This window comes from Halomonas binhaiensis, from assembly GCF_008329985.2.
In the GTDB taxonomy this organism is placed as follows: Bacteria; Pseudomonadota; Gammaproteobacteria; order Pseudomonadales; family Halomonadaceae; genus Halomonas; species Halomonas binhaiensis.
Genome location: NZ_CP038437.2, coordinates 4,525,250 through 4,550,247 on the forward strand (window position 1 = coordinate 4,525,250; position 24,998 = coordinate 4,550,247).

20 protein-coding genes and 3 rRNA genes are annotated in these 24,998 nt (G+C 54.9%); 14 read left to right on the plus strand and 9 right to left on the minus strand.

All coding sequences use genetic code 11. From position 1 onward, the window contains the following. The first annotated feature begins 78 nt into the window (after positions 1-78). Complete coding sequence (locus tag E4T21_RS19715; protein WP_149286654.1) at positions 79-996, plus strand: AEC family transporter; 918 nt, start codon at positions 79-81, stop codon at positions 994-996. Positions 997-1,589: 593 nt separating this feature from the next. Here the strand turns inward: E4T21_RS19715 and trmB are convergent. The 3 genes from trmB to thiS form a co-directional block, all read right to left on the minus strand. Then, complete coding sequence (trmB, locus tag E4T21_RS19720) at positions 1,590-2,345, minus strand: tRNA (guanosine(46)-N7)-methyltransferase TrmB (RefSeq protein ID WP_149286655.1); 756 nt, start codon at positions 2,343-2,345, stop codon at positions 1,590-1,592. Positions 2,346-2,442: 97 nt separating this feature from the next. Continuing rightward, positions 2,443-3,237, minus strand: a complete 795-nt coding sequence (locus E4T21_RS19725; protein WP_149286656.1) for a thiazole synthase — start codon at positions 3,235-3,237, stop codon at positions 2,443-2,445. A 110-nt stretch (positions 3,238-3,347) separates the two neighbouring features. Continuing rightward, the gene (gene thiS / locus E4T21_RS19730; RefSeq protein WP_187775050.1) at positions 3,348-3,548 is read right to left on the minus strand and encodes a sulfur carrier protein ThiS; all 201 of its coding nucleotides are present in this window, start codon (positions 3,546-3,548) and stop codon (positions 3,348-3,350) included. Between the two features lie 173 nt (positions 3,549-3,721). Between thiS and E4T21_RS19735 the strand changes: the two genes are divergently transcribed. Next, a complete protein-coding gene (locus E4T21_RS19735) occupies positions 3,722-4,114 on the plus strand; it encodes a DUF423 domain-containing protein (RefSeq protein WP_149286658.1) in 393 nt (130 codons plus the stop codon). 29 nt (positions 4,115-4,143) lie between these two features. Here E4T21_RS19735 and E4T21_RS19740 read toward each other — a convergent pair whose 3' ends face one another. Further along, positions 4,144-4,557 (minus strand): PaaI family thioesterase, encoded by a 414-nt coding sequence (locus tag E4T21_RS19740; protein ID WP_149286659.1) that lies wholly within the window; start codon positions 4,555-4,557, stop codon positions 4,144-4,146. Between the two features lie 160 nt (positions 4,558-4,717). Further along, on the minus strand, positions 4,718-6,910 hold the full coding sequence (locus E4T21_RS19745; protein ID WP_149286660.1) for a malate synthase G: 2,193 nt from the start codon (positions 6,908-6,910) through the stop codon (positions 4,718-4,720). Positions 6,911-7,200: 290 nt separating this feature from the next. Between E4T21_RS19745 and E4T21_RS19750 the strand changes: the two genes are divergently transcribed. The 5 genes from E4T21_RS19750 (at position 7,201) to E4T21_RS19770 (ending at position 10,670) form a co-directional block, all read left to right on the plus strand. After that, complete coding sequence (locus E4T21_RS19750) at positions 7,201-8,205, plus strand: alpha/beta hydrolase (protein WP_149286661.1); 1,005 nt, start codon at positions 7,201-7,203, stop codon at positions 8,203-8,205. Next, on the plus strand, positions 8,178-8,720 hold the full coding sequence (locus tag E4T21_RS19755) for a hypothetical protein (RefSeq protein ID WP_149286662.1): 543 nt from the start codon (positions 8,178-8,180) through the stop codon (positions 8,718-8,720). The genes E4T21_RS19750 and E4T21_RS19755 overlap by 28 nt, the downstream gene beginning before the upstream one ends. 563 nt (positions 8,721-9,283) lie before the next feature. Beyond that, the gene (locus tag E4T21_RS19760; RefSeq protein ID WP_149286663.1) at positions 9,284-9,634 is read left to right on the plus strand and encodes a RidA family protein; all 351 of its coding nucleotides are present in this window, start codon (positions 9,284-9,286) and stop codon (positions 9,632-9,634) included. A 48-nt stretch (positions 9,635-9,682) separates the two neighbouring features. Continuing rightward, on the plus strand, positions 9,683-10,096 hold the full coding sequence (locus E4T21_RS19765; RefSeq protein WP_149286664.1) for a cupin domain-containing protein: 414 nt from the start codon (positions 9,683-9,685) through the stop codon (positions 10,094-10,096). A 163-nt stretch (positions 10,097-10,259) separates the two neighbouring features. Continuing rightward, entirely contained in the window at positions 10,260-10,670 is a 411-nt protein-coding gene (locus E4T21_RS19770; RefSeq protein ID WP_149286665.1) for a carboxymuconolactone decarboxylase family protein, read from the plus strand. Positions 10,671-11,491: 821 nt separating this feature from the next. Here the strand turns inward: E4T21_RS19770 and rrf are convergent. From rrf to tyrS, 4 genes are all read right to left on the minus strand, one after another. Further along, a 5S ribosomal RNA gene (gene rrf, locus E4T21_RS19775) occupies positions 11,492-11,607 on the minus strand. Between the two features lie 97 nt (positions 11,608-11,704). Then, positions 11,705-14,581: ribosomal RNA gene (locus tag E4T21_RS19780) — 23S ribosomal RNA — on the minus strand. A gap of 248 nt (positions 14,582-14,829) precedes the next feature. Beyond that, positions 14,830-16,367 (minus strand): 16S ribosomal RNA (locus E4T21_RS19785). The 16S, 23S and 5S rRNA genes sit together here, the layout of an rRNA operon. Positions 16,368-16,926: 559 nt before the next feature. Further along, positions 16,927-18,126, minus strand: coding sequence for a tyrosine--tRNA ligase (gene tyrS / locus E4T21_RS19790; RefSeq protein WP_149287338.1), 1,200 nt, complete (start codon positions 18,124-18,126; stop codon positions 16,927-16,929). Positions 18,127-18,286: 160 nt separating this feature from the next. Between tyrS and E4T21_RS19795 the strand changes: the two genes are divergently transcribed. The 7 genes from E4T21_RS19795 to E4T21_RS19825 all read left to right on the plus strand — a co-directional run bounded on the left by E4T21_RS19795 (position 18,287) and on the right by E4T21_RS19825 (position 24,992). Next, positions 18,287-19,417, plus strand: a complete 1,131-nt coding sequence (locus E4T21_RS19795; RefSeq protein WP_149286666.1) for an anhydro-N-acetylmuramic acid kinase — start codon at positions 18,287-18,289, stop codon at positions 19,415-19,417. 137 nt (positions 19,418-19,554) lie between these two features. Next, entirely contained in the window at positions 19,555-20,250 is a 696-nt protein-coding gene (locus E4T21_RS19800; protein ID WP_149286667.1) for a YggS family pyridoxal phosphate-dependent enzyme, read from the plus strand. A 68-nt stretch (positions 20,251-20,318) separates the two neighbouring features. Further along, positions 20,319-21,140 (plus strand): pyrroline-5-carboxylate reductase, encoded by an 822-nt coding sequence (proC, locus tag E4T21_RS19805; protein ID WP_149286668.1) that lies wholly within the window; start codon positions 20,319-20,321, stop codon positions 21,138-21,140. Between the two features lie 85 nt (positions 21,141-21,225). Then, a complete protein-coding gene (locus E4T21_RS19810; protein WP_149286669.1) occupies positions 21,226-21,819 on the plus strand; it encodes a YggT family protein in 594 nt (197 codons plus the stop codon). A gap of 60 nt (positions 21,820-21,879) precedes the next feature. Beyond that, positions 21,880-23,061, plus strand: a complete 1,182-nt coding sequence (metX, locus tag E4T21_RS19815) for a homoserine O-succinyltransferase MetX (RefSeq protein ID WP_149286670.1) — start codon at positions 21,880-21,882, stop codon at positions 23,059-23,061. Next, on the plus strand, positions 23,051-23,662 hold the full coding sequence (gene metW, locus E4T21_RS19820) for a methionine biosynthesis protein MetW (RefSeq protein ID WP_149286671.1): 612 nt from the start codon (positions 23,051-23,053) through the stop codon (positions 23,660-23,662). Before metX ends, metW begins: the two co-directional genes overlap by 11 nt. Beyond that, positions 23,652-24,992, plus strand: a complete 1,341-nt coding sequence (locus E4T21_RS19825; protein WP_149286672.1) for a hypothetical protein — start codon at positions 23,652-23,654, stop codon at positions 24,990-24,992. Before metW ends, E4T21_RS19825 begins: the two co-directional genes overlap by 11 nt. The last annotated feature ends 6 nt before the right edge of the window (positions 24,993-24,998 follow it).

Below are 24,998 nucleotides of genomic sequence, written 5' to 3' on the forward strand. Positions count from 1 at the left end.
TAAAGTGCCACTAAGCCTCATGGATGTCCTGCGCGTTGATGTCGCAGTGCCCGCACGAGGTTCACAAAGGGAGTCATCATGGCAGGTATCGCCGAAGCATTAGGACCTTTGTTTCTTCTCATCTTGCTTGGTGCTGTGCTTGGGGCCCTGCGCATCCCCGGCGGGGATTTCTGGACGCGCATGGAGAAACTGATCTACTTCCTGCTATTCCCCGCCATGCTCATCGCCACCCTGGCGCGGGCAGACATTTCACGAGTACCTGTCGTCAGCATTGCAATAACCCTGCTGGGTGCCATGGCCGTATTCAGCGCTCTGCTCTGGTGGGCCAGGCCTCGACTGGGTCTGACGGCTGCCGCCTTCACCTCTGTCTTCCAGGGGGCTGTTCGTTTCAACACCTACGTCGGTGTCGCTGGTGCCGCGGCCCTGCATGGCTCCCATGGCGCTACGGTTGCAGCTGTGGCATTGGCCTTGATGATTCCCGTCGTCAATGTGCTCTGCGTACTGACCTTCATTGCCGCAGGAACTCTCGGCCGCTCCGGCTTCTGGAAGAGCCTCGGCGCACTGGTTCAGAACCCTTTGATACTGGCCTGTCTTGCAGGTATCGGGTTAAACCTCTCAGGCATTGGCCTTCCTGGATGGAGTGCCGGTAGCCTGGAGCTTCTGGGAAGAGCCGCCTTGCCTTTGGGGCTAGTAGCAGTGGGTGTTGCACTCCGGCCTCACGCCTTGCTTCGCAGGGATCTAGGTCTATGGGTCTCGAGCTTGGTCAAGCTCGTCCTGATGCCTGTACTGGTCCTCATATTGGGTTGGGTGTTTGGCCTGGACAGAGTCAGCCAGGATGTGGCCTTGCTGTTCGCTGCCCTGCCTACAGCAACGTCGGCCTACATCCTGGCCCGACAGCTTGGTGGCGACGCCGATCTCATGGCAGGGTTGATCACCGCTCAAACACTGCTGGCCATGCTGACACTACCACTGTGGATGCGTCTGGTAGGAAGCTGAAAAGCATTCTGGCCAGGCAGAGCTTGGCAAAAAAACCTGAATAAAAAAAAGTCTCATTCATGTTGACGAGTAAATGAGAATGGTTTAGTTTCAATTCATCGGCGTTTAATGAGCCGCCGGTGCCAGACACAAGGCTTGCCAGTCGTTGTCTGGTTTCTCCTCCTCATTGCTAGTCACGGTCCTTTCGCCGCTCCTGAATCAGGAGCGGCTTTTCTTTTTTCTTCCACCACTGCGTGATGGCTTAGCGACATGACGCAATCATCTTTCGATACGGCTCTTCATTGGCGAAACGGAAAGATGAAACAGACAGGTAAAACGGCACAGCAAACGCATAAATAAAAAATATTCTCGTTTGCGTTGACGTCTAAATGAGAATGGTTTAACTTCAATTCATCGGCGTTTGATGAGCCGCCGGTGCCAGACACAAGGCTTGCCAGTCGCAGTCTGGTTTCTCCTCCTCATTGCTAGTCACGGTCCTTCGCCGCTCCTGAATTCAGGAGCGGCTTTTTAGTATCGACTACGAGAGAAATAGCGGTATCGCCTGGAGAAACACGCTTTTGCCTGGCTTGGCAGGGGGTCAATTGCTGCGTGGGCTAGTCGCGGCGATAAATCAGATCCCATACCCCATGTCCCAGACGTTCCCCACGAGCCTCAAACTTGGTCAAGGGCCGAAAGTCCGGGCGAGGCACATAAGGGGAGGTTTCAGGCTCTGCTGTGTTGGTATAGCCGGGAGCAGCATCCATCACCTCCACCATCCACTCTGCATAAGCCTCCCAGTCGGTTGCCATATGCAAGGTACCTCCCGCTTTCAAGCGGGTGCGAATCAACTCGACAAAGGCAGGCTGTACAATACGGCGTTTGTGATGTTTCTTCTTTGGCCAGGGGTCAGGAAAGAACAACTGGAATGTCGTCAGGCTGTCGGCAGGCAAGCATTGCTCAAGCACCGCCAAGGCATCTTCACGGTACACACGGATATTGGTCAGCCCTCGCTTGTCCGCTTCATCCAACAGTTTGCCGACCCCCGGTGCATGAACTTCAATACCGATAAAGTCGACTTCCGGATGCCGCTCGGCTTGTTCAATCAGCGACTTCCCCATGCCGAAGCCCACTTCCGCCACGCGAGGGGCAACACGGCCAAATAACGTATCCAGGTTTTGAGGACCATCAGCAATGGTGAGACCTAAACGCGGCCAAACTTCTTCCAGTCCACGGGTCTGCGCTTCCGTCATGCGTCCGGCGCGGATAACGTAGCTCTTGATACCTCGACGATGCAATGGAGCATCAGGAGATTCTGGGCCTGTTGTCTTGGACGCAGAAGAACCTTCGTCCTGGTGTTGGGGATCCGTCATACAGGGACATACTCTATGAATCTTGAAAAAAGGACTCAACGGCGGACCTTCTGGCGTCCGCCACCAAGCTCAGCATGTAAATTGGACAGCCTTGTCACTATTCGTTGATACGGCCAGCAGAGGGCGAGGAGGCTTCGGCACCATCACGACGCGGCATGCGCCCTGCGAGGAAGGCCTGACGACCGGCAACTACAGCGTGTTTCATTGCCTGTGCCATGAGCACAGGGGCACTGGCATGAGCAATGGCTGAATTCATCAGCACACCATCGCAACCCAGCTCCATCGCCATGGCGGCCTCGGACGCAGTACCAATTCCAGCATCAACCAATACCGGCACCTGGGCTTGCTCGATGATCAGGCGCACGTTGTAGGGGTTCTGGATTCCGTGACCAGAGCCGATCAAAGAGCCGAGCGGCATGACCGCGCAGCAGCCGATAGCTTCCAGTTCCTTGGCCACAATGGGATCATCACTGGTATAGACCATCACGTCGAACCCTTCACCCACCAGGGTTTCAGCAGCCTTCAGAGTTTCCACCACGTTGGGATAAAGGGTGTTGTCGTCGCCCAGTACTTCGAGCTTGACCAGCTTGTGGCCATCCAGCAATTCTCGGGCCAGGCGGCAGGTGCGTACGGCATCCTTGGCGGTATAACAGCCAGCGGTATTGGGTAGCAGGGTATAGCGGTCAGGTGAGATGACATCAAGCAGGTTGGGTTGACCGGCCTCCTGGCCAAGGTTGGTTCGACGCACGGCGAAGGTGACTACGTCAGCCCCGCTGGCAGCTATGGCCTGTCCGGTCTCCTCGAAGTCCTTGTATTTGCCGGTACCAACCAGCAGACGTGAAGAAAAGGTATGGCCGGCCACGCGGAACGGGCTGTCCTGAATCTCGGTCATGAATCCTGTTTCCTGGGTCAAAGGCCTGTACGCAAATAACTGCTCTTGTTGGCGCAGTGGGTACAAGACCTGGGTGATGTACGGAAGGCTCTGGCAGCAGGCGGTTATTACTAGCCACCGCCAATGGCATGAACAATCTCGATACGATCACCATCATTGAGAGATGTCTCTGCGTGCAAGCTGCGCGGCAGAATATCCTCATTGAGTTCGATAGCAATACGCCGCCCACTCAGGCCGAGCGACTCGACCAGATCTGCGACTGTCTGCGTATGCTCCAAAGCATGTGGCTCACCGTTGAGCTGAATCTGCATGGCCACCTCGTTGTTGAACTTGGCCGTTATTACGTTTGCCTATTGCTAGGCGTGGATGTTGAGCTGGGTCATCAAAACACACGGCCCTTCATTGTAGCGGTTTGCGGCCTATCGGGGTACGGTTGGCACCTATGCATACGTCTCATCAACCAGGCCGAGAAGAGGTTCAAGTCATGCAGGAGCGTCGTTGGTGGGCCACGCTGGCCATCTCAGGTGCAGTAGTTGTCATACTAGGAGCCTTCGCTGCCCATGGCCTGTCCGGTCGACTTCCATTGCGCCTGGAAAATGCCTTCATAACCGGTGTGCGTTATCAAGCCTGGCACACCCTGGCGGCCATGGCGTTGTTGGCCTGGCGTCAACATATTCGCTTCTTCGCACAGCACCTTGCCTTGATGCTGTGGGCAGGAGGGGTATTACTGTTTTCCGGATCGCTCTATGCCATGGCCATCGCCGAACTCTCCGGGCATAGCCTCGGTGCCTTCGGCATCATCACACCCATAGGGGGGCTTCTGCTGATTGCAGGGTGGGTAACACTGACAGTCGGCATATTGCGTCAGGGGCGTTAACCTTCCTCTTCCATGGCTATCTGACCGGCTCAATCACCATCGGGCAGTACATATGTCGCCGTGATATGGGCGACCGGTGCCTCATCGCCATCAGAGAATAGCTGTACCTCGCCGACAGCCAGACGCCGCCCAAGCTTGATGATCCGGGCATTGGCAATCAAGTCGCGATCGCCCCTGGCTCGGCGTAGAAAGTGGCAGTTGAGGTCTGTCGTCACGGCCATGGGTTCGGGGCCGACCTGTGCCAGGATAGCCACATAAAGACAAACATCTGCCAACCCCATCATGGTCGGCCCAGATACACAGGCCCCCGGTCTCAAGTGCTCGTCTTCAATGGCCAGGCTCATCGTGGCCCGCATATCCCCGACAGCTTCGATGGTGCCCTGTCGTTGAGGAAACACTTCATCTAGAAAGTCCTCGATAGCGGCGGCTGTCATCACGGTCATGGGGCTCTCCCTGAGTCAGTCCTTGTTCCACGATAGCGCATGCGTGCCCGAAGCTCTTCTTAATAGCAAGATCTGCTTACATAAGATGACGCCCCATCGTCAAGCGATGAGGCGTCGAAAGGAACACTCAGCTTGGCCTAGGAGGAATCTGCTGTATTTCCTAGGCGCCCTTGGCCTTATGCACCAGACGCCAATGGTGCAGAAGCGGTTCCGTGTAGCCAGCAGGCTGTTCACATCCCTTGAAGATCAAATCAGTCGCCGCCTGGAAAGCGCAAGAGCCCTCGAAGTTACCTGTCATGGGAGTATAGTTCGGATCCCCCTGATTCTGAGCATCGACCACTTCAGCCATACGCTCCAGAGTCTTCTTGACCTGGTCGATAGTGACCACATCATGGCGCAGCCAGTTGGCTATGTGCTGGCTGGAGATACGCAGGGTTGCACGGTCCTCCATCAGCCCTACATCATGAATATCCGGCACTTTGGAACAACCGACACCTTGCTCCACCCAACGCACCACATAACCGAGAATGCCCTGACAGTTGTTATCCAGTTCTTGTTGCCGCTCAGCATCACTCCAGTTGGGGTCGGCTGCCACAGGTACGCTCAGCAGTCCTTCCAGCAGTTCGTCGCGCAAAGCGCTTTCGTCCTGCTTCTCCAGTTCTCGCTGAACAGCAGACACATCCACTTGATGGTAATGCAGCGCATGCAGGGTCGCTGCAGTAGGAGAAGGTACCCAGGCAGTATTGGCCCCCGCCTTGGGATGACCGATCTTCTGCTCGATCATGGCCGCCATCAGGTCCGGCATGGCCCACATGCCCTTGCCGATCTGAGCACGGCCACGCAGGCCACAAGCCAGGCCAACCAGCACATTGCTGCGCTCATAGGCTTGAATCCAGGCCTCTCCCTTCATATCACCCTTGCGCACCATCGGTCCCGCGGCCATCGCGGTATGCATTTCATCGCCAGTACGGTCCAGGAACCCTGTGTTGATAAACACCAGACGTTCGGATGCAGCTTGAATGCAAGCTTTCAAGTTGACAGAAGTACGCCTCTCTTCATCCATCACCCCCACCTTGAGGGTATTTCGGGCCAGGCCCAATACATCCTCGACGCGATCAAACAGGGTATTGGCAAAAGCGACTTCCTTGGGACCATGCATCTTCGGCTTGACGATGTATACGGAGCCAGTGCGGGAGTTTCGCGCTGCCCCCTCCGGCTTCTGCAAGTCGTGCAGAGCAATCAAGGACGTCACGATACCGTCGAGGATACCTTCCGGGAGTTCATTGCCGTCGGCATCAAGCACTGCCGGAGTGGTCATCAAGTGACCAACATTGCGCACAAACAGCAGTGAACGACCAGGCAGAGTCACTTCACCGCCGTCAGGCGAAGTCCAGCTCAGGTCAGGATTCAGGGTTCTGGTAAAGGATTTCCCCCCCTTGGTCACTTCACTGGAGAGGTCGCCTTTCATCAAGCCAAGCCAATTGGCATAGACATCGACCTTATCCTCCGCGTCCACGGCTGCGACGGAGTCCTCGCAATCCATGATGGATGTCAGTGCAGACTCCAGCTTGACGTCCTTGACCCCTGCCGGATCAATCTTGCCGATGGGATGCTCCGCATCAATCAGGATTTCCAGATGCAGCCCATGATGGGCCAGCAATACAGAGGTCGGCGCCGAAGCCTCACCCCGATAACCAATCAGCTTGCCGGGCTCTTTGAGGCCGGTCTCACGACCGCCTGCCAGGGATACCACCAGACGGCCATCTCTCAGGACATAACGCACCGCTTCACGGTGCGAGCCGGTGGCCAAGGGCACAGCCTGATCCAGCACATTGCGAGCGTAGGAAATGACTTTCTCACCACGCTTGGGATTGAAGCCGGTACCTTTTTCACAGCCATCTTCTTCGGAGATGACATCGGTACCGTAGAGAGCATCATACAAGCTCCCCCAGCGGGCATTGGCCGCATTCAGGGCATAACGGGCATTGTTGACGGGCACAACCAGCTGTGGACCAGCCTGTACAGCGATTTCACGATCCACATTTTCTGTCGTCACCTGGACACTGGCCGGAGTCTCGACCAGATAGCCAATGCTCTCCAGAAAAGCGCGATAGGTCGCCATATCAGTGACCCGGCCTGGGTACTCGCGATGCCAGGCATCAAGCTTGCTCTGCAGCTCATCGCGTTCAGCGAGAAGAGCGCGATTGACTGGTGCCAGGTCGTGGAAAATCTCGTCCACCCCTTTCCAGAAGGCCTCCGGGTCAATGCCGGTGCCCGGTAGGGCTTGCTCATTGATGAACTGATCCAGTTCAGCTGCCAGCTGAAGGCGATGGCGGGTGATGCGTTGCGTCATGAGTGAAGCTCCTCGTATGGCCAGGGTGCCCCCCTTGGCACCGAATGACCGGACTGGGAAGGTAGACTGCTCACGAATAATTTTGTGGAAAATTATTCCATATGTAAACCCACAGCCTTGTTCCAGATGCCAGAGCTAGACCAAATGATAATCCTCCAGCCCTGTATTACGCCCTTGAAGGGAAGGAATTCACTGCAATTGGTGTCCAAGCAGATACTCATCCTGCAATAAGAAACAGTGGTGCCAAACCTGAAGCCTAGTTAGCATGGAAGCTCTTGCTGGAGATCACGATGACCGATTTCACTTCTCTTGAGGAAATCACAACCCTTCTTTCAGTGGGGCCGGACACTCTTGGCAATGGCTCGCCACTTGCCTCCTATCTGGCACACTACCGGCTCGCCAAGCTGCACCAGGATGGTATCAGTCTCCAGGTGGGCAATATCACTACAGCACGCTTTCGCCTGTGGACTCAGGTCTGGACTCCTCCGGCCCCGCGCGGCACAGCTATCATCGTACATGGATACTACGACCACCTGGGTCTCTATTGTCATTTACTCAAGCTGCTTCTGGACGAGGGATTACAGGTTGTCTTGTGGGATCTCCCTGGCCATGGCTTATCCAGCGGAGAGCGTGCCGACATTGATGATTTCGACGATTACATCGACTGTCTGAAGAGCATACAGCAGTATCTCGATAGCGAAGGTCTGGCGACAGGTCCGTGGATCGGGCTAGGCCAGAGCACGGGTGCAGCCATTCTGTCCACGGATGCGTTAACTCGCGGTGATGATGGGCACTGGTCAGCCCTGGTCCTTCTCGCGCCACTGGTACGCCCCATGGGCTGGACACGTGCAGCCTGGGTACACAGCCTGGTAGGACCATTCATTGGCAGTGTCCCACGCAGGTTCCGCGCCAATACCAATGATGCCGACTTCGCTACTTTCCTGCGCGAACATGACCCGCTGCAGCCTGTACGTTTGCCGACCAGTTGGGTCAGTGCCATGCGCCGCTGGATACCTCGGTTGATGGAGCTTCCACCGAATCATATCCCAACTCTGATCCTCCAGGGAGATCAGGATCTGACCGTCGATGGCAATTGGAATCTTCGTGTGCTGGAAAAGAAATTCCTCAACGCCAGGGTTCACCGCCATAACGATGCACGGCATCATCTGGTCAATGAAGCTGCGCCCATCCGTGACGAGCTGTTCAAGCACGTACGCGATTTTCTGAATGAGCGGCTCCCCCCCAGCAACAGGAATGCAAACAGTCGATGCTCAAGCGCTCAGGACACGCACTGAAAAGAACTTTCTCTAGCCTGGCCTTCCCATATAGCCCTCTGCTGCTATTGGCAATGCTGGCCTTCTTCACAACGGGATGTGTCAGTAGCTCACAGACACCTGACCCCATGCGCCAGGCACTCCTTGGCTTGGGCCAGCAGGCTGCCAAGGAGCTGACCACATCACCTGCTCTGGATGGCACGGCGCTGCGTGACCAAACCTTTCTGCTGTCGCCTCCCAACGTGGACCATCGCCTGACTGTCGATGAAACCCGAGTGAAGGAAAGTCTGACGCGTGGGCTTCTGGGGGTCCAGGATGGTCCCCAGGTGCTTGACTGGCAGCCTGCCGATACCCCCGGAGTCGGTACCAACCAGTGGCTCGTTGATAGCCGCCTGATCGCCGATGGCCCTCGTCTCCAGCTCTCTGACCGCGAGCTTCTACCTTATCGCTTCGAGCTTCGCCTTCGCAGACCCGGAGATGGCGCTGCCCTCTGGTCGACGGTAGTCAACGGGGCATTCGATGCTGACGCTTTATAACGCGCTTTTACCATATCTATAAGCTCATATACTCCTCCCATTCTACCAGTATGCCGTATTGTCTTGTTATTCCCGGGAATAAGGGTAATACGGTATATCAGTACCTTACTCTCACTCGACGTAGATCTAGACGAGCTCCTCAGACTTCATCTAACCCATTGCCCCGGAAACCGTGGGTTTCACCAAATGAATGATCTCTAGGAAGAGTCAGTTCAAAGTACCCAAATAAAAATAAAAGTGGAAAAATCCCCCTAGAAATTATGATTTTTCAAATGCCTCACGAGGTAATTTCTTACAAGCTCTTGAGAAATGAGAATCTTGCAGAAATAAGATGAAGAGAATAATTTTTATCTATGGTTTCTCATGGATATATACGAAGGGCTTCCGAACACTATATTCGGCCTATAATAGGTTGTATCATAAAATTTTAATATCCAGAGTGCATGAACAAAGTATTCCTATGGAATTATAATATTAATTAATTATAAGCCCATGAACCACAAATCAGCAACACTAACATATAAAATAAAACAATAATATCAATCGCATAACCAGGAGACACAATGAAAATCAAAAGATTTGAGCAGAGTGCTCGTATGAGCCAGGCATCGCAAAGCGGTAACCTTCTAGTTCTTTCTGGGCAAGTGTCTTCTGGGAAGACGGTCACCGAGCAAGCAGAAAGCCTTCTGAAAAATATTGATGACTTGCTAGAAAGGGCTGGAACCGATAAGAGCAATGTCATTTACGCAAACATTTTTCTAACAGACATGGATGATTATGAGGCATTCAACCAGGTCTGGGACAAATGGGTTGCCAGTGAACAAGGCCAGGTACCGTCACGAGCAGCCATACAAGTTGTTCGCTTAGCAAGTCCTGATTGGGTGGTTGAGGTTCAGGTATTTGCCCGTGCCTGAGCTAATTTATGCCTTGTACAAGACAAGGACAATTCATAGGAGAGCAAGATGAAAGAAGTACAATTCCCCAAAGCCCCTGTTCAGCTCAATGATGAAGAAATATCAACAGAGCTAGCCTCTATCGATATTCCAGATATCGTCGTTCCTGATTATGGAAAGCCTCTTCTGGAAAGACGTATGCGTTGCCGACTTCTCGAATGTCGCCCCGGTGGAACCATCGCCATTCATTCACATGAGAATCGCCCTGCCATCCTCTACGTACTCGAAGGTACAGGGGTAGAACATACTAACCAATCGAAGGATCCTGTTAACTGGAAAGCAGGTGACTGCTTCTCAGAGTACAATGATGTCGAACATTGGGTAAAGAACACTTCCGACAAGAACCCATTGAAAGTTCTCACATTTGACCTTCTTGACGATGGTCCAAAACCAGATAGCTCCGACTGCGGTAGCGGCTGTTAATAAACCAACACTCTTGTGTTCATGACATCATCAAGAGGCAGTCTTCATGACTGCCTCTTGATGTAGGACTTGTGAGAAATAATTGAGGTTATAAGTATAATCAGGATAGCCAAATAGCATATAAATAACATTTATTACTCAAAAAACACCCACGGAGTAAAATATGCCACAGAATAATAATCTCACACTGCGCGGTCGCAACATCATGAATCAGCTTGAGCCAGGATTGGCTGACAAACTGACTAATTCATTGAAAGAGCTGGATGAAGACCTTCCAAGTATCATTACGGACTTTGTATTTGGTGCTGTTGTTGGTCGAAAGGGGCTAGATATCAAGATAAGAGAAATGCTGACAGTAGCATCCCTGGTGAGCCTAGGAAATGCACATGATCAACTAGAATTACACATGAAGGGAGCGCTGAATGTAGGCGTCACTCCCCAAGACTTGTTGGAAGTGGTTATTCAGATGTCAGTATATGCAGGGTTTCCCGCATTTCTAAATGGTCTGACGGCATACCGTGCGGCACTAGCAGCAACGGGGCATGCTCTACCAGCAGCTTCAGGGCTGAAATGATAACAACACCGTTGCTTATGTACCCTATACTCTCAATTTTCAAGAAGATTCAGAGGTAGTGGGAAGGGAAGTGACATTCTTCTATCTAAGCAAGCCAGATCAAGCTTCCCTTATGATGTTGAGTTGAGCTGAGCCTTACCAAGTACTAGGGCTTCATGGTCTCGTCAAGAATGCACGGCCCACCTCGGCCCTATTTTAACGATCAGTGTCTTTCTGAAGGGGTGTCTGATGACTCATGATCACTGGTGTCCTTGAGCCCAGTGAGAGAGGCGCCCTACTTTTCATTTCACGCCTGAGACTCACCCTCCGCGTCCGCCTGAAGGCGGCTTCTGTACGTTCTCGGCGTACAGGCCATCGCTATCGCCAGATATGCAAACGCCCCGAACTCATTGAGCCCGAGGCATTCTCGAATAAATGCCTGACGATGATCGGGGCGGCCATCCGCGACTCTCACATGGGGGTGAGACCAGTCGGGACTCACGGCATCGTCGCGTGGCTGAACGAACGTCCCTTAGCGCCTATCGAAAGCAGGGGGAAGATGCGAGCTACGAGCTACGAGCTACGAGCTACGAGCTACGAGCTACGAGCTACGAGCTACGAGCTACGAGCTACGAGCAGCATGGTGACACCACTGAAGGCCGTAAACGCAACAACCCCAGCCATCGCTGATGACCGGGGTTGCTCTGAATATTGCGGGCTTGAGCGGCCTGGTGCCACAGCACGGCTCGCTGCCCGAGCGCAGCGTGCTCGTCGCTCGTCGCCTGCCTCAGAATGTGAAAAACCCCGACCATCTTCCGATGATCGGGGCTTCTCGAATAAATGCCTGACGATGACCTACTCTCACATGGGGAGACCCCACACTACCATCGGCGCTGAGCGGTTTCACTGCTGAGTTCGGCAAGGGATCAGGTGGTTCCCACTCGCTATGGTCGTCAGGCGAAAAAGGCAATGCATATCATGCTGACCGACACGTTCCAACGTATCCGTCAATTGTTCGTCGTGATGTCATCGACCAAAAACCCCTTGGGTGTTATATGGTCAAGCCTCACGGACCATTAGTACCGGTTAGCTCAACGCCTCACAGCGCTTCCACACCCGGCCTATCAACCAGCTGGTCTTGCTGGGTCCTTTAGGAGGCTCAAGGCCTCAGGGAGATCTCATCTTGAAGGGGGCTTCCCGCTTAGATGCTTTCAGCGGTTATCCCGTCCGTACATAGCTACCCGGCGATGCCACTGGCGTGACAACCGGAACACCAGAGGTACGTCCACTCCGGTCCTCTCGTACTAGGAGCAGCACTTCAAATCTCCAACGCCCACGGCAGATAGGGACCGAACTGTCTCACGACGTTCTAAACCCAGCTCGCGTACCACTTTAAATGGCGAACAGCCATACCCTTGGGACCGACTTCAGCCCCAGGATGTGATGAGCCGACATCGAGGTGCCAAACACCGCCGTCGATGTGAACTCTTGGGCGGTATCAGCCTGTTATCCCCGGAGTACCTTTTATCCGTTGAGCGATGGCCCTTCCATACAGAACCACCGGATCACTAGAACCTACTTTCGTACCTGCTCGACGTGTCTGTCTCGCAGTTAAGCACCCTTATGCTCTTGCACTCAATGCACGATTTCCAACCGTGCTGAGGGTACCTTCGTGCTCCTCCGTTACTCTTTGGGAGGAGACCGCCCCAGTCAAACTACCCACCACACACGGTCCTCGAACCGGATAACGGTCCTGAGTTAGAACGCCAATGATGCCAGGCTGGTATTTCAAGGTTGGCTCCACTCGATCTGGCGACCGGGTTTCAAAGCCTCCCAGCTATCCTACACAAGCAACATCAGCGTCCAGTGTGAAGCTGTAGTAAAGGTTCACGGGGTCTTTCCGTCTAGCCGCGGGTACACAGCATCTTCACTGCGATTTCAATTTCACTGAGTCTCGGGTGGAGACAGCGTGGCCATCATTACGCCATTCGTGCAGGTCGGAACTTACCCGACAAGGAATTTCGCTACCTTAGGACCGTTATAGTTACGGCCGCCGTTTACCGGGGCTTCAATCAGGAGCTTCGCGTGAGCTAACACCATCATTTAACCTTCCGGCACCGGGCAGGCGTCACACCCTATACGTCCTCTTACGAGTTTGCAGAGTGCTGTGTTTTAATAAACAGTTGCAGCCACCTGGTATCTTCGACCGCTTCGGGCTCGAGGAGCAAGTCCTGTCACCCTGATGCGGCGTGCCTTCTCCCGAAGTTACGGCACCATTTTGCCTAGTTCCTTCACCCGAGTTCTCTCAAGCGCCTTGGTATTCTCTACCTGACCACCTGTGTCGGTTTGGGGTACGGTCCCACTGTATCTGAAGCTTAGAGGCTTTTCCTGGAAGCGTGGCATCGATGACTTCCTGACCGTAGTCAGTTCGTCTCGTCTCTCGGCCTTAGGGATCCGGATTTGCCAAAATCCCCAGCCTACTGACTTTCACCAGGACAACCAACGCCTGGCTCACCTAGCCTTCTCCGTCCCCCCATCGCAATACAGTGAGGTACGGGAATATTAACCCGTTTCCCATCGACTACGCCTTTCGGCCTCGCCTTAGGGGCCGACTCACTCTGCTCCGATTAGCGTCGAACAGAAACCCTTGGTCTTCCGGCGGGGAGTTTTCACCCCTTGTCGTTACTCATGTCAGCATTCGCACTCGTGATACCTCCAGCAGACTTCTCAATCCACCTTCATCGGCTTACACGACGCTCCTCTACCGCTCGTCATTCGACGAACCCGTAGCTTCGGTACCTGGTTTAGCCCGTTACATCTTCCGCGCAGGCCGACTCGACTAGTGAGCTATTACGCTTTCTTTAAAGGATGGCTGCTTCTAAGCCAACCTCCTAGCTGTCTAAGCCTTCCCACATCGTTTCCCACTTAACCAGGATTTCGGGACCTTAGCTGACGGTCTGGGTTGTTTCCCTTTTCACGACGGACGTTAGCACCCGCCGTGTGTCTCCCACGCTTGCACTCACCGGTATTCGGGTTTGCCTCGGGTTGGTAAGTCGGGATGACCCCCTAGCCGAAACAGTGCTCTACCCCCGGCGGTGATACGTGAGGCGCTACCTAAATAGCTTTCGAGGAGAACCAGCTATCTCCGGGCTTGATTAGCCTTTCACTCCGATCCACAAGTCATCCAAATCTTTTTCAACAGATCCTGGTTCGGTCCTCCAGTTGATGTTACTCAACCTTCAACCTGCTCATGGATAGATCGCCCGGTTTCGGGTCTATTTCCAGCGACTGGTCGCCCAGTTAAGACTCGGTTTCCCTACGCCTCCCCTATACGGTTAAGCTCGCCACTGAAAATAAGTCGCTGACCCATTATACAAAAGGTACGCGGTCACAGAACGAGTCTGCTCCCACTGCTTGTACGCATACGGTTTCAGGATCTATTTCACTCCCTCTCCGGGGTTCTTTTCGCCTTTCCCTCACGGTACTGGTTCACTATCGGTCAGTCAGGAGTATTTAGCCTTGGAGGATGGTCCCCCCGTCTTCAGTCAAGGTTTCACGTGCCTCGACCTACTCGATTTCACAACACTCAGGTTTCGGCTACGGGACTATCACCCACTATGGCCAGACTTCCCAGTCTGTTCGCCTACCAGTTGTGTTGCTTAAGGGCTGGTCCCCGTTCGCTCGCCGCTACTAGGGGAATCTCGGTTGATTTCTTTTCCTCGGGGTACTTAGATGTTTCAGTTCCCCCGGTTCGCCTCTTGTACCTATGTATTCAGTACAAGATACCCAGCTTATGCTGGGTGGGTTTCCCCATTCAGAAATGTCCGGGTCACAGGTTGTTTGCCACCTCGCCGAACCTTATCGCAGGCTGCCACGTCTTTCATCGCCTCTGACTGCCAAGGCATCCACCGTATGCGCTTCATCGCTTGACCATATAACCCCAAAGGGTCTGTCAATCGATGACGATCACGACAATTGCCGGATACGCTTGAAACGTATCGTTGCTCTTTCTCCGGGAAGAGAAAGAGACTTTGTCAGCATGATATACATTGTTAAAGAGCATTAGAGCCAGAGCCCTAAGCGGTGAACATTGCCATTTCAGTGGCAACATGCACGACTTAACGCTCGATCGATCAGGTAATTCATGTGAGCACTTACCGACAGTCAGTGACTTGTCGATTAAGGAGGTGATCCAGCCGCAGGTTCCCCTACGGCTACCTTGTTACGACTTCACCCCAGTCATGAACCACACCGTGGTGATCGCTCCCCCGAAGGTTAAGCTAACCACTTCTGGTGCAGTCCACTCCCATGGTGTGACGGGCGGTGTGTACAAGGCCCGGGAACGTATTCACCGTGACATTCTGATTCACGATTACTAGCGATTCCGACTTCACGGAGTCGAGTTGCAGACTCCGATCCGGACTGAGACCGGCTTTTCGGGATTAGCTCCACCTCGCGGCTTCGCAACCCTTTGTACCGGCCATTGTAGCACGTGTGTAGCCCTACCCGTAAGGGCCATGATGACTTGACGTCGTCCCCACCTTCCTCCGGTTTGTCACCGGCAGTCTCCCTAGAGTTCCCTGACCGAATCGCTGGCAAATAGGGACAAGGGTTGCGCTCGTTACGGGACTTAACCCAACATTTCACAACACGAGCTGACGACAGCCATGCAGCACCTGTCTGAGAGTTCCCTGAAGGCACCAATCCATCTCTGGAAAGTTCTCTCGATGTCAAGGGTAGGTAAGGTTCTTCGCGTTGCATCGAATTAAACCACATGCTCCACCGCTTGTGCGGGCCCCCGTCAATTCATTTGAGTTTTAACCTTGCGGCCGTACTCCCCAGGCGGTCGACTTATCGCGTTAACTGCGCCACAAAGCTCTCAAGGAGCCCAACGGCTAGTCGACATCGTTTACGGCGTGGACTACCAGGGTATCTAATCCTGTTTGCTACCCACGCTTTCGCACCTCAGTGTCAGTGTCAGTCCAGAAGGCCGCCTTCGCCACTGGTATTCCTCCCGATCTCTACGCATTTCACCGCTACACCGGGAATTCTACCTTCCTCTCCTGCACTCTAGCCTGACAGTTCCGGATGCCGTTCCCAGGTTGAGCCTGGGCTTTCACAACCGGCTTATCAAGCCACCTACGCGCGCTTTACGCCCAGTAATTCCGATTAACGCTCGCACCTCCGTATTACCGCGGCTGCTGGCACGGAGTTAGCCGGTGCTTCTTCTGTGAGTGATGTCCTTCCTCCAGGGTATTAACCCGAAGGCCTTCTTCCTCACTGAAAGTGCTTTACAACCCGAAGGCCTTCTTCACACACGCGGCATGGCTGGATCAGGCTTTCGCCCATTGTCCAATATTCCCACTGCTGCCTCCGTAGGAGTTCGGGCCGTGTCTCAGTCCCGATGTGGCTGATCATCCTCTCAGACCAGCTACGGATCGTCGCCTTGGTGGGCCTTTACCCCACCAACTAGCTAATCCGACATAGGCTCATCCGATAGCGCAAGGTCCGAAGATCCCCTGCTTTCCCCCGTAGGGCGTATGCGGTATTAGCCTGGGTTTCCCCAGGTTATCCCCCACTATCGGGCAGATTCCTATGCATTACTCACCCGTCCGCCGCTCGACGCCTGGAAGCAAGCTTCCATCGTTTCCGCTCGACTTGCATGTGTTAGGCCTGCCGCCAGCGTTCAATCTGAGCCATGATCAAACTCTTCAGTTAAAAGCTTGATAGTCCATTAAGTGGACCAAACTTGGCTCAAGGTTCAAACGTCTCGTTTGACGAGTCGCTTGCCTTGATATTCAGTGACTTGTCACCAACATATCGGCAAGCGCCCACATGAATTACCTGATCAATTGTTAAAGAGCATCTCGCTGTCTTGCGACTTGATCCGCTTCGCGGATCGCCCTGCGAGGAAGGCGTATTCTACAGACTCAGAAGCTTTCGTCAAGTGCCTATTTTTCAAGGCTCTGCTTCATCGAAGCAGTGAGACAGAAAGTCTGAACGAGCGCCTCATCAGCGACTCGTTTCGAAGTGGCGGACATTCTACTGATTTCAGCCTGTCCGTCAAGCAAAAGATTTTACCGAGCACTTAAAAAGTCTTTTCAAATCAACCGCTTTTACCACCTCTTACCGCTGGTGACGTTGTCTCGTCCCCGGCAGCGGATGCGTACTTTACGGATTTCACTGGGTCCCTGCAAGCGTTTTTTGCAAAAAGATAACCACCAAAGTCGAAGGCATTGAGACCATCCATGGATGGTCTCAATCACACGCTGTACTTTTACTTTACTACCACTCGTGCATAGCGCTTTTTACCAGCCTGAATCACGTAGCTTTGGCCAACAGCCAGCATATGATCCCTAGGCACCACATCCCCATCGACCTTAACCCGGCCATTACCCAGCATGTCCTTGGCCTGGGCACTATTGCTGGCCAAGCCGGAACGATTGAGCACAGCGGCAATAGGTGCCTGCGCTGCGCCTTCGAAATCAATCTCCACTTCAGGCAAGTCATCCGGCAATTCGCCTTCTGCCAGCTGGTTCCCTGCACTGCGATGCGCATTGGCCGCAGCTTCTTCACCGTGATAGCGGCCTATCAGTTCCCGTGCCAGCTCCATCTTGATATCACGGGGGTTGTCACCACGCTCGATGCGCTCCTTGAGTTCAGCGATTTCTGCATTGTCCTTGAGGGACAGCAGCTCAAAGTAACGCCAGATCAGGGAATCAGGCATCGACACCAGTTTGTTGAACATTGCACCAGGGGCTTCATCCACACCCACATAGTTACCCAGTGACTTGGACATCTTCTGTACGCCATCGAGGCCTTCCAGAAGCGGCATGGTGATGACGACCTGCGGTTCCTGGTCAAAATGCTTCTGTACTTCGCGGCCCATCAGCAAATTGAACTTCTGGTCTGTCCCGCCAAGTTCCACATCCGCTTCCAGCGCGACAGAGTCATATCCTTGCACCAGCGGATAGAGGAACTCGTGAATCGAAATGGATTGCCCACCCTTGTAACGCTTCTCGAAGTCGTCACGCTCGAGCATTCTCGCCACGGTGCTCTGGGCTGCCAGCTCGATCATGTCTGCTGCGCTCAGCTTGGAAAACCACTCGGCATTGAAGCGAACTTCGGTCTTGTCTGGATCAAGGATCTTGAACACTTGTTCCTTATAGGTCTGGGCGTTGGCCTTGACCTCTTCTTCCGTCAAGGGTTTGCGAGTGATGTTCTTGCCGGTCGGATCACCAATTCGTCCAGTGAAATCACCAATCAGGAAGATAACTGTGTGCCCAAGATCCTGAAACTGACGCATCTTGGTCAACAAGACACTATGCCCCAGGTGCAGGTCAGGAGCGGTCGGATCGAAGCCCGCCTTGATACGCAGCTTGCGCCCGGAAGCCAGCTTCTTCTCCAGCTCATCTTCCAGAAGGATCTCATGGGTGCCGCGCTTGATCAGCGCAAGGGCATCAGCCACATCGGTCATTGGTGTCCACTCCTGAATGGGTTTGGCCTGCTCGATAGCTCCATGCAGCACCTGCATCGTGCAGCATTCATGTCGCGCAAGAAGCTTGGCGGACCTGGGCATATAAAGAATGGCGGGGATGTTACCATGAACTTTTCCTTCCAGTTGAGACACGAGCCCCATGCAACGCTTCATTGGTCTAATGTCCGGAACCAGCCTGGACGGTATCGATGCTGCTCTGGTCAGCTTCGATGAACAGGGAACTCCGCATCTGGAAGCCTCCTACGGGGAAGCAATGCCAGAGGAGTTACGCAGCATTCTATGGCGCCTGTGCCACCAGGACGCAGTCGCCTTCGCTGATATCGCCTTGGCGGAAGAAGGCTTTTGCCAATGCCAAGCCAAGGCCGTCATGGCACTGCTCGAGCAACAGCATCTGAGTGCTGACGACATCACTGCCATCGGCAGCCACGGCCAGACCATCGAGCATGCCCCATACGGTCATGCTGGGGGCCCCTCTTATACCTTGCAGCTGGATAATCCCAGCCGCCTGGCGGAACTCACTGGCTGCGCTGTCGTCGCCGACTTCCGCCGCCGCGACCTGGCAGCAGGTGGCCAGGCCGCTCCCTTGGCGCCGATTTTCCATGAAGCCGTGTTTCGCCACCCGCATCACTGGCGCCTGGTACTCAACCTGGGAGGCTTCGCCAATCTGACCCTGCTTCCCCCTCTCGGCAATCAGCGTGCACCACTGGGATTCGATACTGGTCCGGCCAATGCTCTCCTGGATGCCTGGCATGAGCGCCACAATGGCGGTGCCTTTGACGCCGACGGTCGCTGGGCATCCAGCGGCCAGGTCAATGACACCCTGCTGATGCACATGCTCAACGATCCTTTCTTCCGCTTGCCACCACCGCGCAGCACCGGACGAGAGCTGTTCCACCTCGGCTGGGTCGAACAGCACTTGCAAGGCAACGAGCCTCCGGAAGATGTCCAGGCTACATTGGCCGAGCTTACCGCCGCTAGCATCGCAGAAGGCGTGGAAATGGCACGTGAGCGCCTTGATGCACCTTCCACCATGGAACTGGTGCCTTGTGGTGGAGGTGCTCGAAACAGCGACCTGCTGCGTCGCTTGATGGCCCGTCTGCCCAACACTACCTTGCTTGACGCAGATGTACTGGGCTGGCCAGCAGATTGGCTGGAAGCCGCCTGCTTTGCCTGGCTGGCCCGCCAGCGCCTGCTTGAGCAACCCGGCAACCTGCCTTCCGTCACAGGTGCAGCAGGGCCCAGGGTTTTGGGTGGTATTTATGCGCGTTAGAACATACTTGCCGCTTTCGTTCCCGGCTTTGCCGAGCACTAGGGCAGTTGGGTAATATCCACTTGTTTTCCATCAGTGTTGCGCCCACTTTTCTATAGGTTGCGCGGCAACCACCATGGTAGTGAGACACCGCATCCATGACTGCAACAATTGCTGAATCCTTGTCCTCGGCCCGACAACGTCTGTCCCAGGCCTTGCAAGATGCTGGACGCAACGTTGACGATGCACTTCTGCTAGCCGTCAGCAAGACCAAACCAGCCGACATGCTGCGTGAGGCCTATGAACACGGCCAACGCAACTTTGGTGAGAACTACGTTCAGGAAGCCATCGACAAGCAACACCGCTTGGGTGACCTCGACGACATCGTCTGGCACTTCATCGGACCTCTTCAGTCGAACAAGACCCGTGAAGTTGCCAGCCACTTTGACTGGGTCCACAGTGTCGACCGTGAAAAAATTGCGAGACGGCTATCTGAGCAACGTCCGGAGGAAATGGGGCCGCTCAATATCTGTCTGCAGGTAAATATCAGCAGCGAAGCGTCCAAGTCAGGCGTATCACTGGACAAGTTGGATGAACTGGCCCGACAGGTCGCGGCATTGCCACACCTAAGGCTGCGCGGCCTGATGGCAATTCCAGCGCCAGCCGATAACCCTCGACAACAGCGTGAACCCTTTGCCCATCTGCGTCAGACCTTCGTACATCTACGCGAGCTCCTCCCTGATGCGCCATTGGATACCTTGTCGATGGGCATGAGCGCAGACATGGAAGCCGCTGTTTTCGAGGGAGCCACCATGGTGCGTCTGGGCACAGCTATCTTCGGTGCACGGGATTAACCCACAGAACACGCTATCAACTGGAATCAGCTGAAAACAATGGCTGCACATAATCACAGGAGCCTTGCATGGCCAGCAATGTGACCTTCATCGGCGCCGGCAACATGGCCAGCGCGATCTTCGGCGGCATGGTACAAAGCGGTTATCCCGCTTCCGCCATCACCGCAACCGCGACAAGCAAGGCGACTCTGGAGCCTCTGACCAAGCAGCTCGGCATCAACACCACTACTGATAATCAAGCCGCTGTGGCAGAAGCCGATGTTGTAGTAATGTCAGTCAAACCACAGATCATGCACACCGTATGTGCAGACTTGCGCGACGCGATCCAGGCACGCAAGCCGTTGATCATTTCGATAGCAGCAGGCCTGACGTCAGACACGCTGGAAAGCTGGCTGGGAGGGGAACTGGCTATCATCCGCTGCATGCCCAACACTCCGTCACTCGTCGGTGCAGGTGCTGCCGGGTTGTATGCCAACACCCTCACCAATGCCGAGCAGCGCGCCCTGGCAACGGATCTGATACAAAGTGTCGGCATCGTCGAATGGGTCGATGAGGAACACCTGCTCGATGCAGTAACCGCTGTATCTGGCAGCGCACCGGCCTATTTCTTCCTGATGTTCGAGGCGATGGAAGAAGCTGCCACCAGGCTCGGATTACCCGCAGCAAGCGCACGTCGCCTGGCCATGCAGACGGCCTTCGGGGCAGCATCCATGGCAATGAACAGCGACAAGAGCCCGGCTGAGCTCAAGCGTAATGTCATGTCGCCAGGTGGTACGACAGAGCGCGCAATTGATCATCTGGAGCACGCAGGTCTGCGCGAAGCGCTGGACGGTGCCATGCAAGCCTGTGCAAAGCGCGCTCAGGAAATGGCCAGGGAACTGGCCAAATAGCGCTCTCTTGAGCAGGCTATGGCAATGCCGATTTTGCATAGCAACAGAGCCAGTACCTTACACATTACATGACGGAGGAGCCCATATGGGCAGTCAACTGGGAAGCGCCGGTATCTCGCTGATCAACACCCTCATCAACATCTATCTGCTTCTGCTGATGCTGCGCTTCCTGCTGCAGGCCTCGCAGGCGGATTATTACAATCCGCTCAGCCAATCACTGGTCAAGATCACACAACCTGTGGTGCGCCCCTTCCAGGGAGTTCTGGGTCCAGTGATGAAACGCTTCGACCTGGCCACTCTTGTTGCTGGCTTTCTGGTCAAGGTGATCAGCATTGTCATCCTGCTCAAAATAGCCGGTGCCGGAATGCCTCGCCTGGACGGCCTTGCGCTTGCTGGTGTTGCGGCCGTGCTTGGCACCATCCTAAAAATCTATTTCTTTGCCTTGATCGTGATGATCATCCTGAGCTGGGTCGCCCCTCGTGCCAGCCATCCTGCAGCGGTACTGGTGATGCAGCTAGTCGAGCCGATCATGGCCCCCGTGAGGAAAGTGATTCCGCCTCTGGGCATGCTCGACCTATCACCTATTGTGGTGTTTATCGGCATTAATTTGATCGATGGTATTGTGGTAGGACAGCTGGTACGTGCTGCTGGCCTCCCTGGCTTGCTGGTAGGGCTCTAAGCCCTGCCTCCCTTGCCTCTTATAATTTCAATTGAATCTCTACTGGACACGAAACGACTGATGCCCGAGCTACCTCGCGATTCGGTCGGACTGGTGACGCCGCAGACGGCGCACTTTGACGACCCTCTGCTTCTGGTATGCGGCAAGACGCTGCCGTCCTATGACCTAGTCTATGAGACCTACGGTACGCTCAATGCCGAGCGCAGCAATGCCGTCTTGATCTGTCATGCCCTCTCCGGCCACCATCATGCGGCCGGTTATCACAGTGAAACCGACCGCAAGCCCGGCTGGTGGAATACCCATATAGGCCCAGGCAAGTCCATCGATACCAACCGTTTCTTCGTCGTATCGCTGAACAATCTCGGGGGCTGCCACGGCTCCACGGGCCCCTCCAGCACCAACCCTGAAACGGGGCGCTTGTGGGGGCCTGATTTCCCCATGGTCACGGTCAGCGACTGGGTCAATAGCCAGGTCCGCCTGGCTGACCATCTTGGCATCGAACGTTTTGCGGCCATTGTCGGTGGCAGCCTGGGGGGTATGCAGGTACTACAATGGACGCTTTCCTACCCGGAACGCCTGGCCAATGCCGTTGTCATCGCTGCCACGCCTAAGCTGTCAGCACAGAACATTGCCTTCAACGAAGTCGCCCGCCAGGCCATTCGCTCGGACCGCGACTTCCATGACGGCTGGTATGCCGAGCATGACACCTTGCCCAGACATGGACTCAAGCTGGCTCGCATGGTCGGGCACATCACCTATCTGTCCGAAGACGCCATGGGAACAAAATTTGGACGCGAGCTGCGCTTTGACGATCTCAATTTCGGCTTCGACGTAGACTTCGAGGTAGAGTCCTATCTGCGTTACCAAGGTGATGCCTTCTCCACCTCGTTCGATGCAAACACATACCTGCTGATGACAAAAGCGCTGGACTACTTCGACCCCGCTGCAGCTCATCAAGGAGATCTGGCCAAAGCCGTCGCACCTGCCCAATGTCCGTTTCTGGTCGTCAGCTTCAGCACTGACTGGCGTTTCCCTCCGTCACGGTCCAAGGAACTGGTCAACGCACTCATCCGTTCAGGCAAGTCCGTCAGCTACGCCAATATCGACTCGCCCCATGGCCACGATGCCTTCTTGATGCCAGAGCCACGTTATCAAGACGTGTTCTCCGGCTTCATGAACCGCATTGCCAAGCAACTTGGGCTGAAGCCTGCGCAGGCACAGGAGGCCGCTCATGCGTTCTGATCTAAGTGTGATCCATGATTGGGTTCCGCAGGGCTCACGGGTGCTTGACCTTGGCTGTGGCGATGGTACCTTGCTGCATGCCCTGGCACAGGATAAAGGCGTCAGTGGCTATGGCCTCGAGATAGACCCCGATGGCATCACCTCCTGCATTGCCAAAGGTGTGAATGTCATCGAGCAGAACCTTGATGATGGCCTGGCCAACTTCGATGACAATTCCTGCGACCTCGTGATCATGACCCAGGCGCTGCAGGCGCTTCGGCGCCCTGACCTGATGCTCGATGAAATGCTGCGCGTTGCCAGGGAATGCATCATCACCTTCCCCAATTTCGCCTACTGGCGTCACCGTGTGCACCTGGGGTTGCGTGGTTATATGCCAGTATCCAAGACACTGCCTCATGCCTGGTACGACACTCCCAACATTCACCTGTCGACCTTCAATGACTTCGAGGCACTGTGTCGTGACAAGGAGCTTGCCATCATTGATCGTGCGGTGGGTATCAAGGACCATGAAGGAAGACTGATGTCTCGCTTGTGGCCAAACCTTTTCGGAGAAATCGCTATCTTCCGAGTTTCAAGGCGAAATGCTGCCAGTGGCCAATAATCAGGCCCAACCACTATCTTCAGCCGTCGTCTGCTCTCGATTGGGCGATGCACTGAACGCCTGTGCCCAGGGCTCAACGGAAGGTCTTGAGTCCCTGGCCCGCCAGAGCGTTCCCTGTCTGGTAGCCATTGCAGAACAGTTTCTCGATCACCATGACGAGATCGCGGACGTCGTCCACGATACTCTGGAGCTCGCCTGGCATAACATATGGCGTTTCAATGCTGCCAAACATGGTCCTCAGCACTGGTTGATGCACATCTTCGGCTCCCGCCTCAACAGCCAACTGAGTGCCCCTCATACGCAGCCCGAAGACGATGCATCGACACTGCGTATTGATATCGACAGAGTCGAACTGCCTCCGCCGGTGCACATGAGCGAAGCGCTATCGGCTGAGCACCTGTGTGCCATGGCCGAGCAGCTCCCACCAGCGGTTATCAGCGAACATCTGAGAACACGCCTGACTACTGCTCTGGAACTGCTCAGAAGCACACGTGACATGCCACTCACCCCCAACGGCGAGCCGGCAGACCCGCGCCTCTTCGATCCCATCCTGGCGCCACGTATGCGCCTGTCGCGCATAGCCAACCGCACCATGGGGGTTCTGGATGGCTATATAGGAAAACCGCTGGAACAAGGGCTCTTGAGCCTGTGGCTTCATCAAGCTCCCGGCAATACCTGGATCGAGAAACGGGGGCTGCCAAGGCATGCCATCGAAGAACGCTACAGTCGGCAGTTGGACGTTAAGGTAGCTCCCAGAGAGCTACTGCGCCAGGTCAACTACCCTCTCTCGTTTCCCGATCGCAAGATACGCCACCGGGTAGGCAGTCGCCTGCTGTGGGAAGGCGACTGGGATGTGCCACTGAGCCATGCCCTTTCCAGCCGGCGCACTCATTTCATAGCCGACATCTGGCACCACCGCCGCCACCCCAATCACAGTCGCAGTTATCACTACCTGGCCGGACGCCTGGCACGCGGGAACCCCATTGCTTCTCACTCCGACGGTATCATGCTCGACCGCCCGGAACGCATCCTGGCCTATCTACGGCGCTATCTGCTGTACATGGAGTCCATCATCTGCTTTGGTTTCGACAATACCTTGGGCAAGGACCCGCTGGGTGTCGCCGTGAATCGCCAGGGCGAGTTGATCAAGATCAACAAGGGATTGCACCGCCTGGCCATGGCTCAAGTCCTCGGCATACCCAACGTCACTCTCAAGGTTCGCGCCATCCACCGCCAATGGTGGCAGCGCATCGCTGACGGAACCCAAGGCCAAGAAGCGCTAGACAAGGTGCTCTCGGCCTTGCCCTATTGCCAGCCCCTGGGCGACTGATCACCT

What these genes read in the sequence shown, in the direction of transcription:
- E4T21_RS19795 (WP_149286666.1), top strand. Translation starts at nt 18,287, where the DNA reads ATGCAACGCTTCATTGGTCTAATGTCCGGAACCAGCCTGGACGGTATC.
- E4T21_RS19810 (WP_149286669.1), top strand. Translation starts at nt 21,226, where the DNA reads ATGGGCAGTCAACTGGGAAGCGCCGGTATCTCGCTGATCAACACCCTC.
- E4T21_RS19755 (WP_149286662.1), top strand. Translation starts at nt 8,178, where the DNA reads ATGCTCAAGCGCTCAGGACACGCACTGAAAAGAACTTTCTCTAGCCTG.
- E4T21_RS19715 (WP_149286654.1), top strand. Translation starts at nt 79, where the DNA reads ATGGCAGGTATCGCCGAAGCATTAGGACCTTTGTTTCTTCTCATCTTG.
- E4T21_RS19770 (WP_149286665.1), top strand. Translation starts at nt 10,260, where the DNA reads ATGCCACAGAATAATAATCTCACACTGCGCGGTCGCAACATCATGAAT.
- E4T21_RS19745 (WP_149286660.1), bottom strand. Translation starts at nt 6,910, where the DNA reads ATGACGCAACGCATCACCCGCCATCGCCTTCAGCTGGCAGCTGAACTG.
- E4T21_RS19760 (WP_149286663.1), top strand. Translation starts at nt 9,284, where the DNA reads ATGAAAATCAAAAGATTTGAGCAGAGTGCTCGTATGAGCCAGGCATCG.
- E4T21_RS19750 (WP_149286661.1), top strand. Translation starts at nt 7,201, where the DNA reads ATGACCGATTTCACTTCTCTTGAGGAAATCACAACCCTTCTTTCAGTG.
- E4T21_RS19800 (WP_149286667.1), top strand. Translation starts at nt 19,555, where the DNA reads ATGACTGCAACAATTGCTGAATCCTTGTCCTCGGCCCGACAACGTCTG.
- E4T21_RS19740 (WP_149286659.1), bottom strand. Translation starts at nt 4,557, where the DNA reads ATGACCGTGATGACAGCCGCCGCTATCGAGGACTTTCTAGATGAAGTG.
- E4T21_RS19725 (WP_149286656.1), bottom strand. Translation starts at nt 3,237, where the DNA reads ATGACCGAGATTCAGGACAGCCCGTTCCGCGTGGCCGGCCATACCTTT.
- E4T21_RS19735 (WP_149286658.1), top strand. Translation starts at nt 3,722, where the DNA reads ATGCAGGAGCGTCGTTGGTGGGCCACGCTGGCCATCTCAGGTGCAGTA.
- thiS (WP_187775050.1), bottom strand. Translation starts at nt 3,548, where the DNA reads ATGCAGATTCAGCTCAACGGTGAGCCACATGCTTTGGAGCATACGCAG.
- proC (WP_149286668.1), top strand. Translation starts at nt 20,319, where the DNA reads ATGGCCAGCAATGTGACCTTCATCGGCGCCGGCAACATGGCCAGCGCG.
- E4T21_RS19765 (WP_149286664.1), top strand. Translation starts at nt 9,683, where the DNA reads ATGAAAGAAGTACAATTCCCCAAAGCCCCTGTTCAGCTCAATGATGAA.
- tyrS (WP_149287338.1), bottom strand. Translation starts at nt 18,126, where the DNA reads ATGACCGATGTGGCTGATGCCCTTGCGCTGATCAAGCGCGGCACCCAT.
- metX (WP_149286670.1), top strand. Translation starts at nt 21,880, where the DNA reads ATGCCCGAGCTACCTCGCGATTCGGTCGGACTGGTGACGCCGCAGACG.
- metW (WP_149286671.1), top strand. Translation starts at nt 23,051, where the DNA reads ATGCGTTCTGATCTAAGTGTGATCCATGATTGGGTTCCGCAGGGCTCA.
- trmB (WP_149286655.1), bottom strand. Translation starts at nt 2,345, where the DNA reads ATGACGGATCCCCAACACCAGGACGAAGGTTCTTCTGCGTCCAAGACA.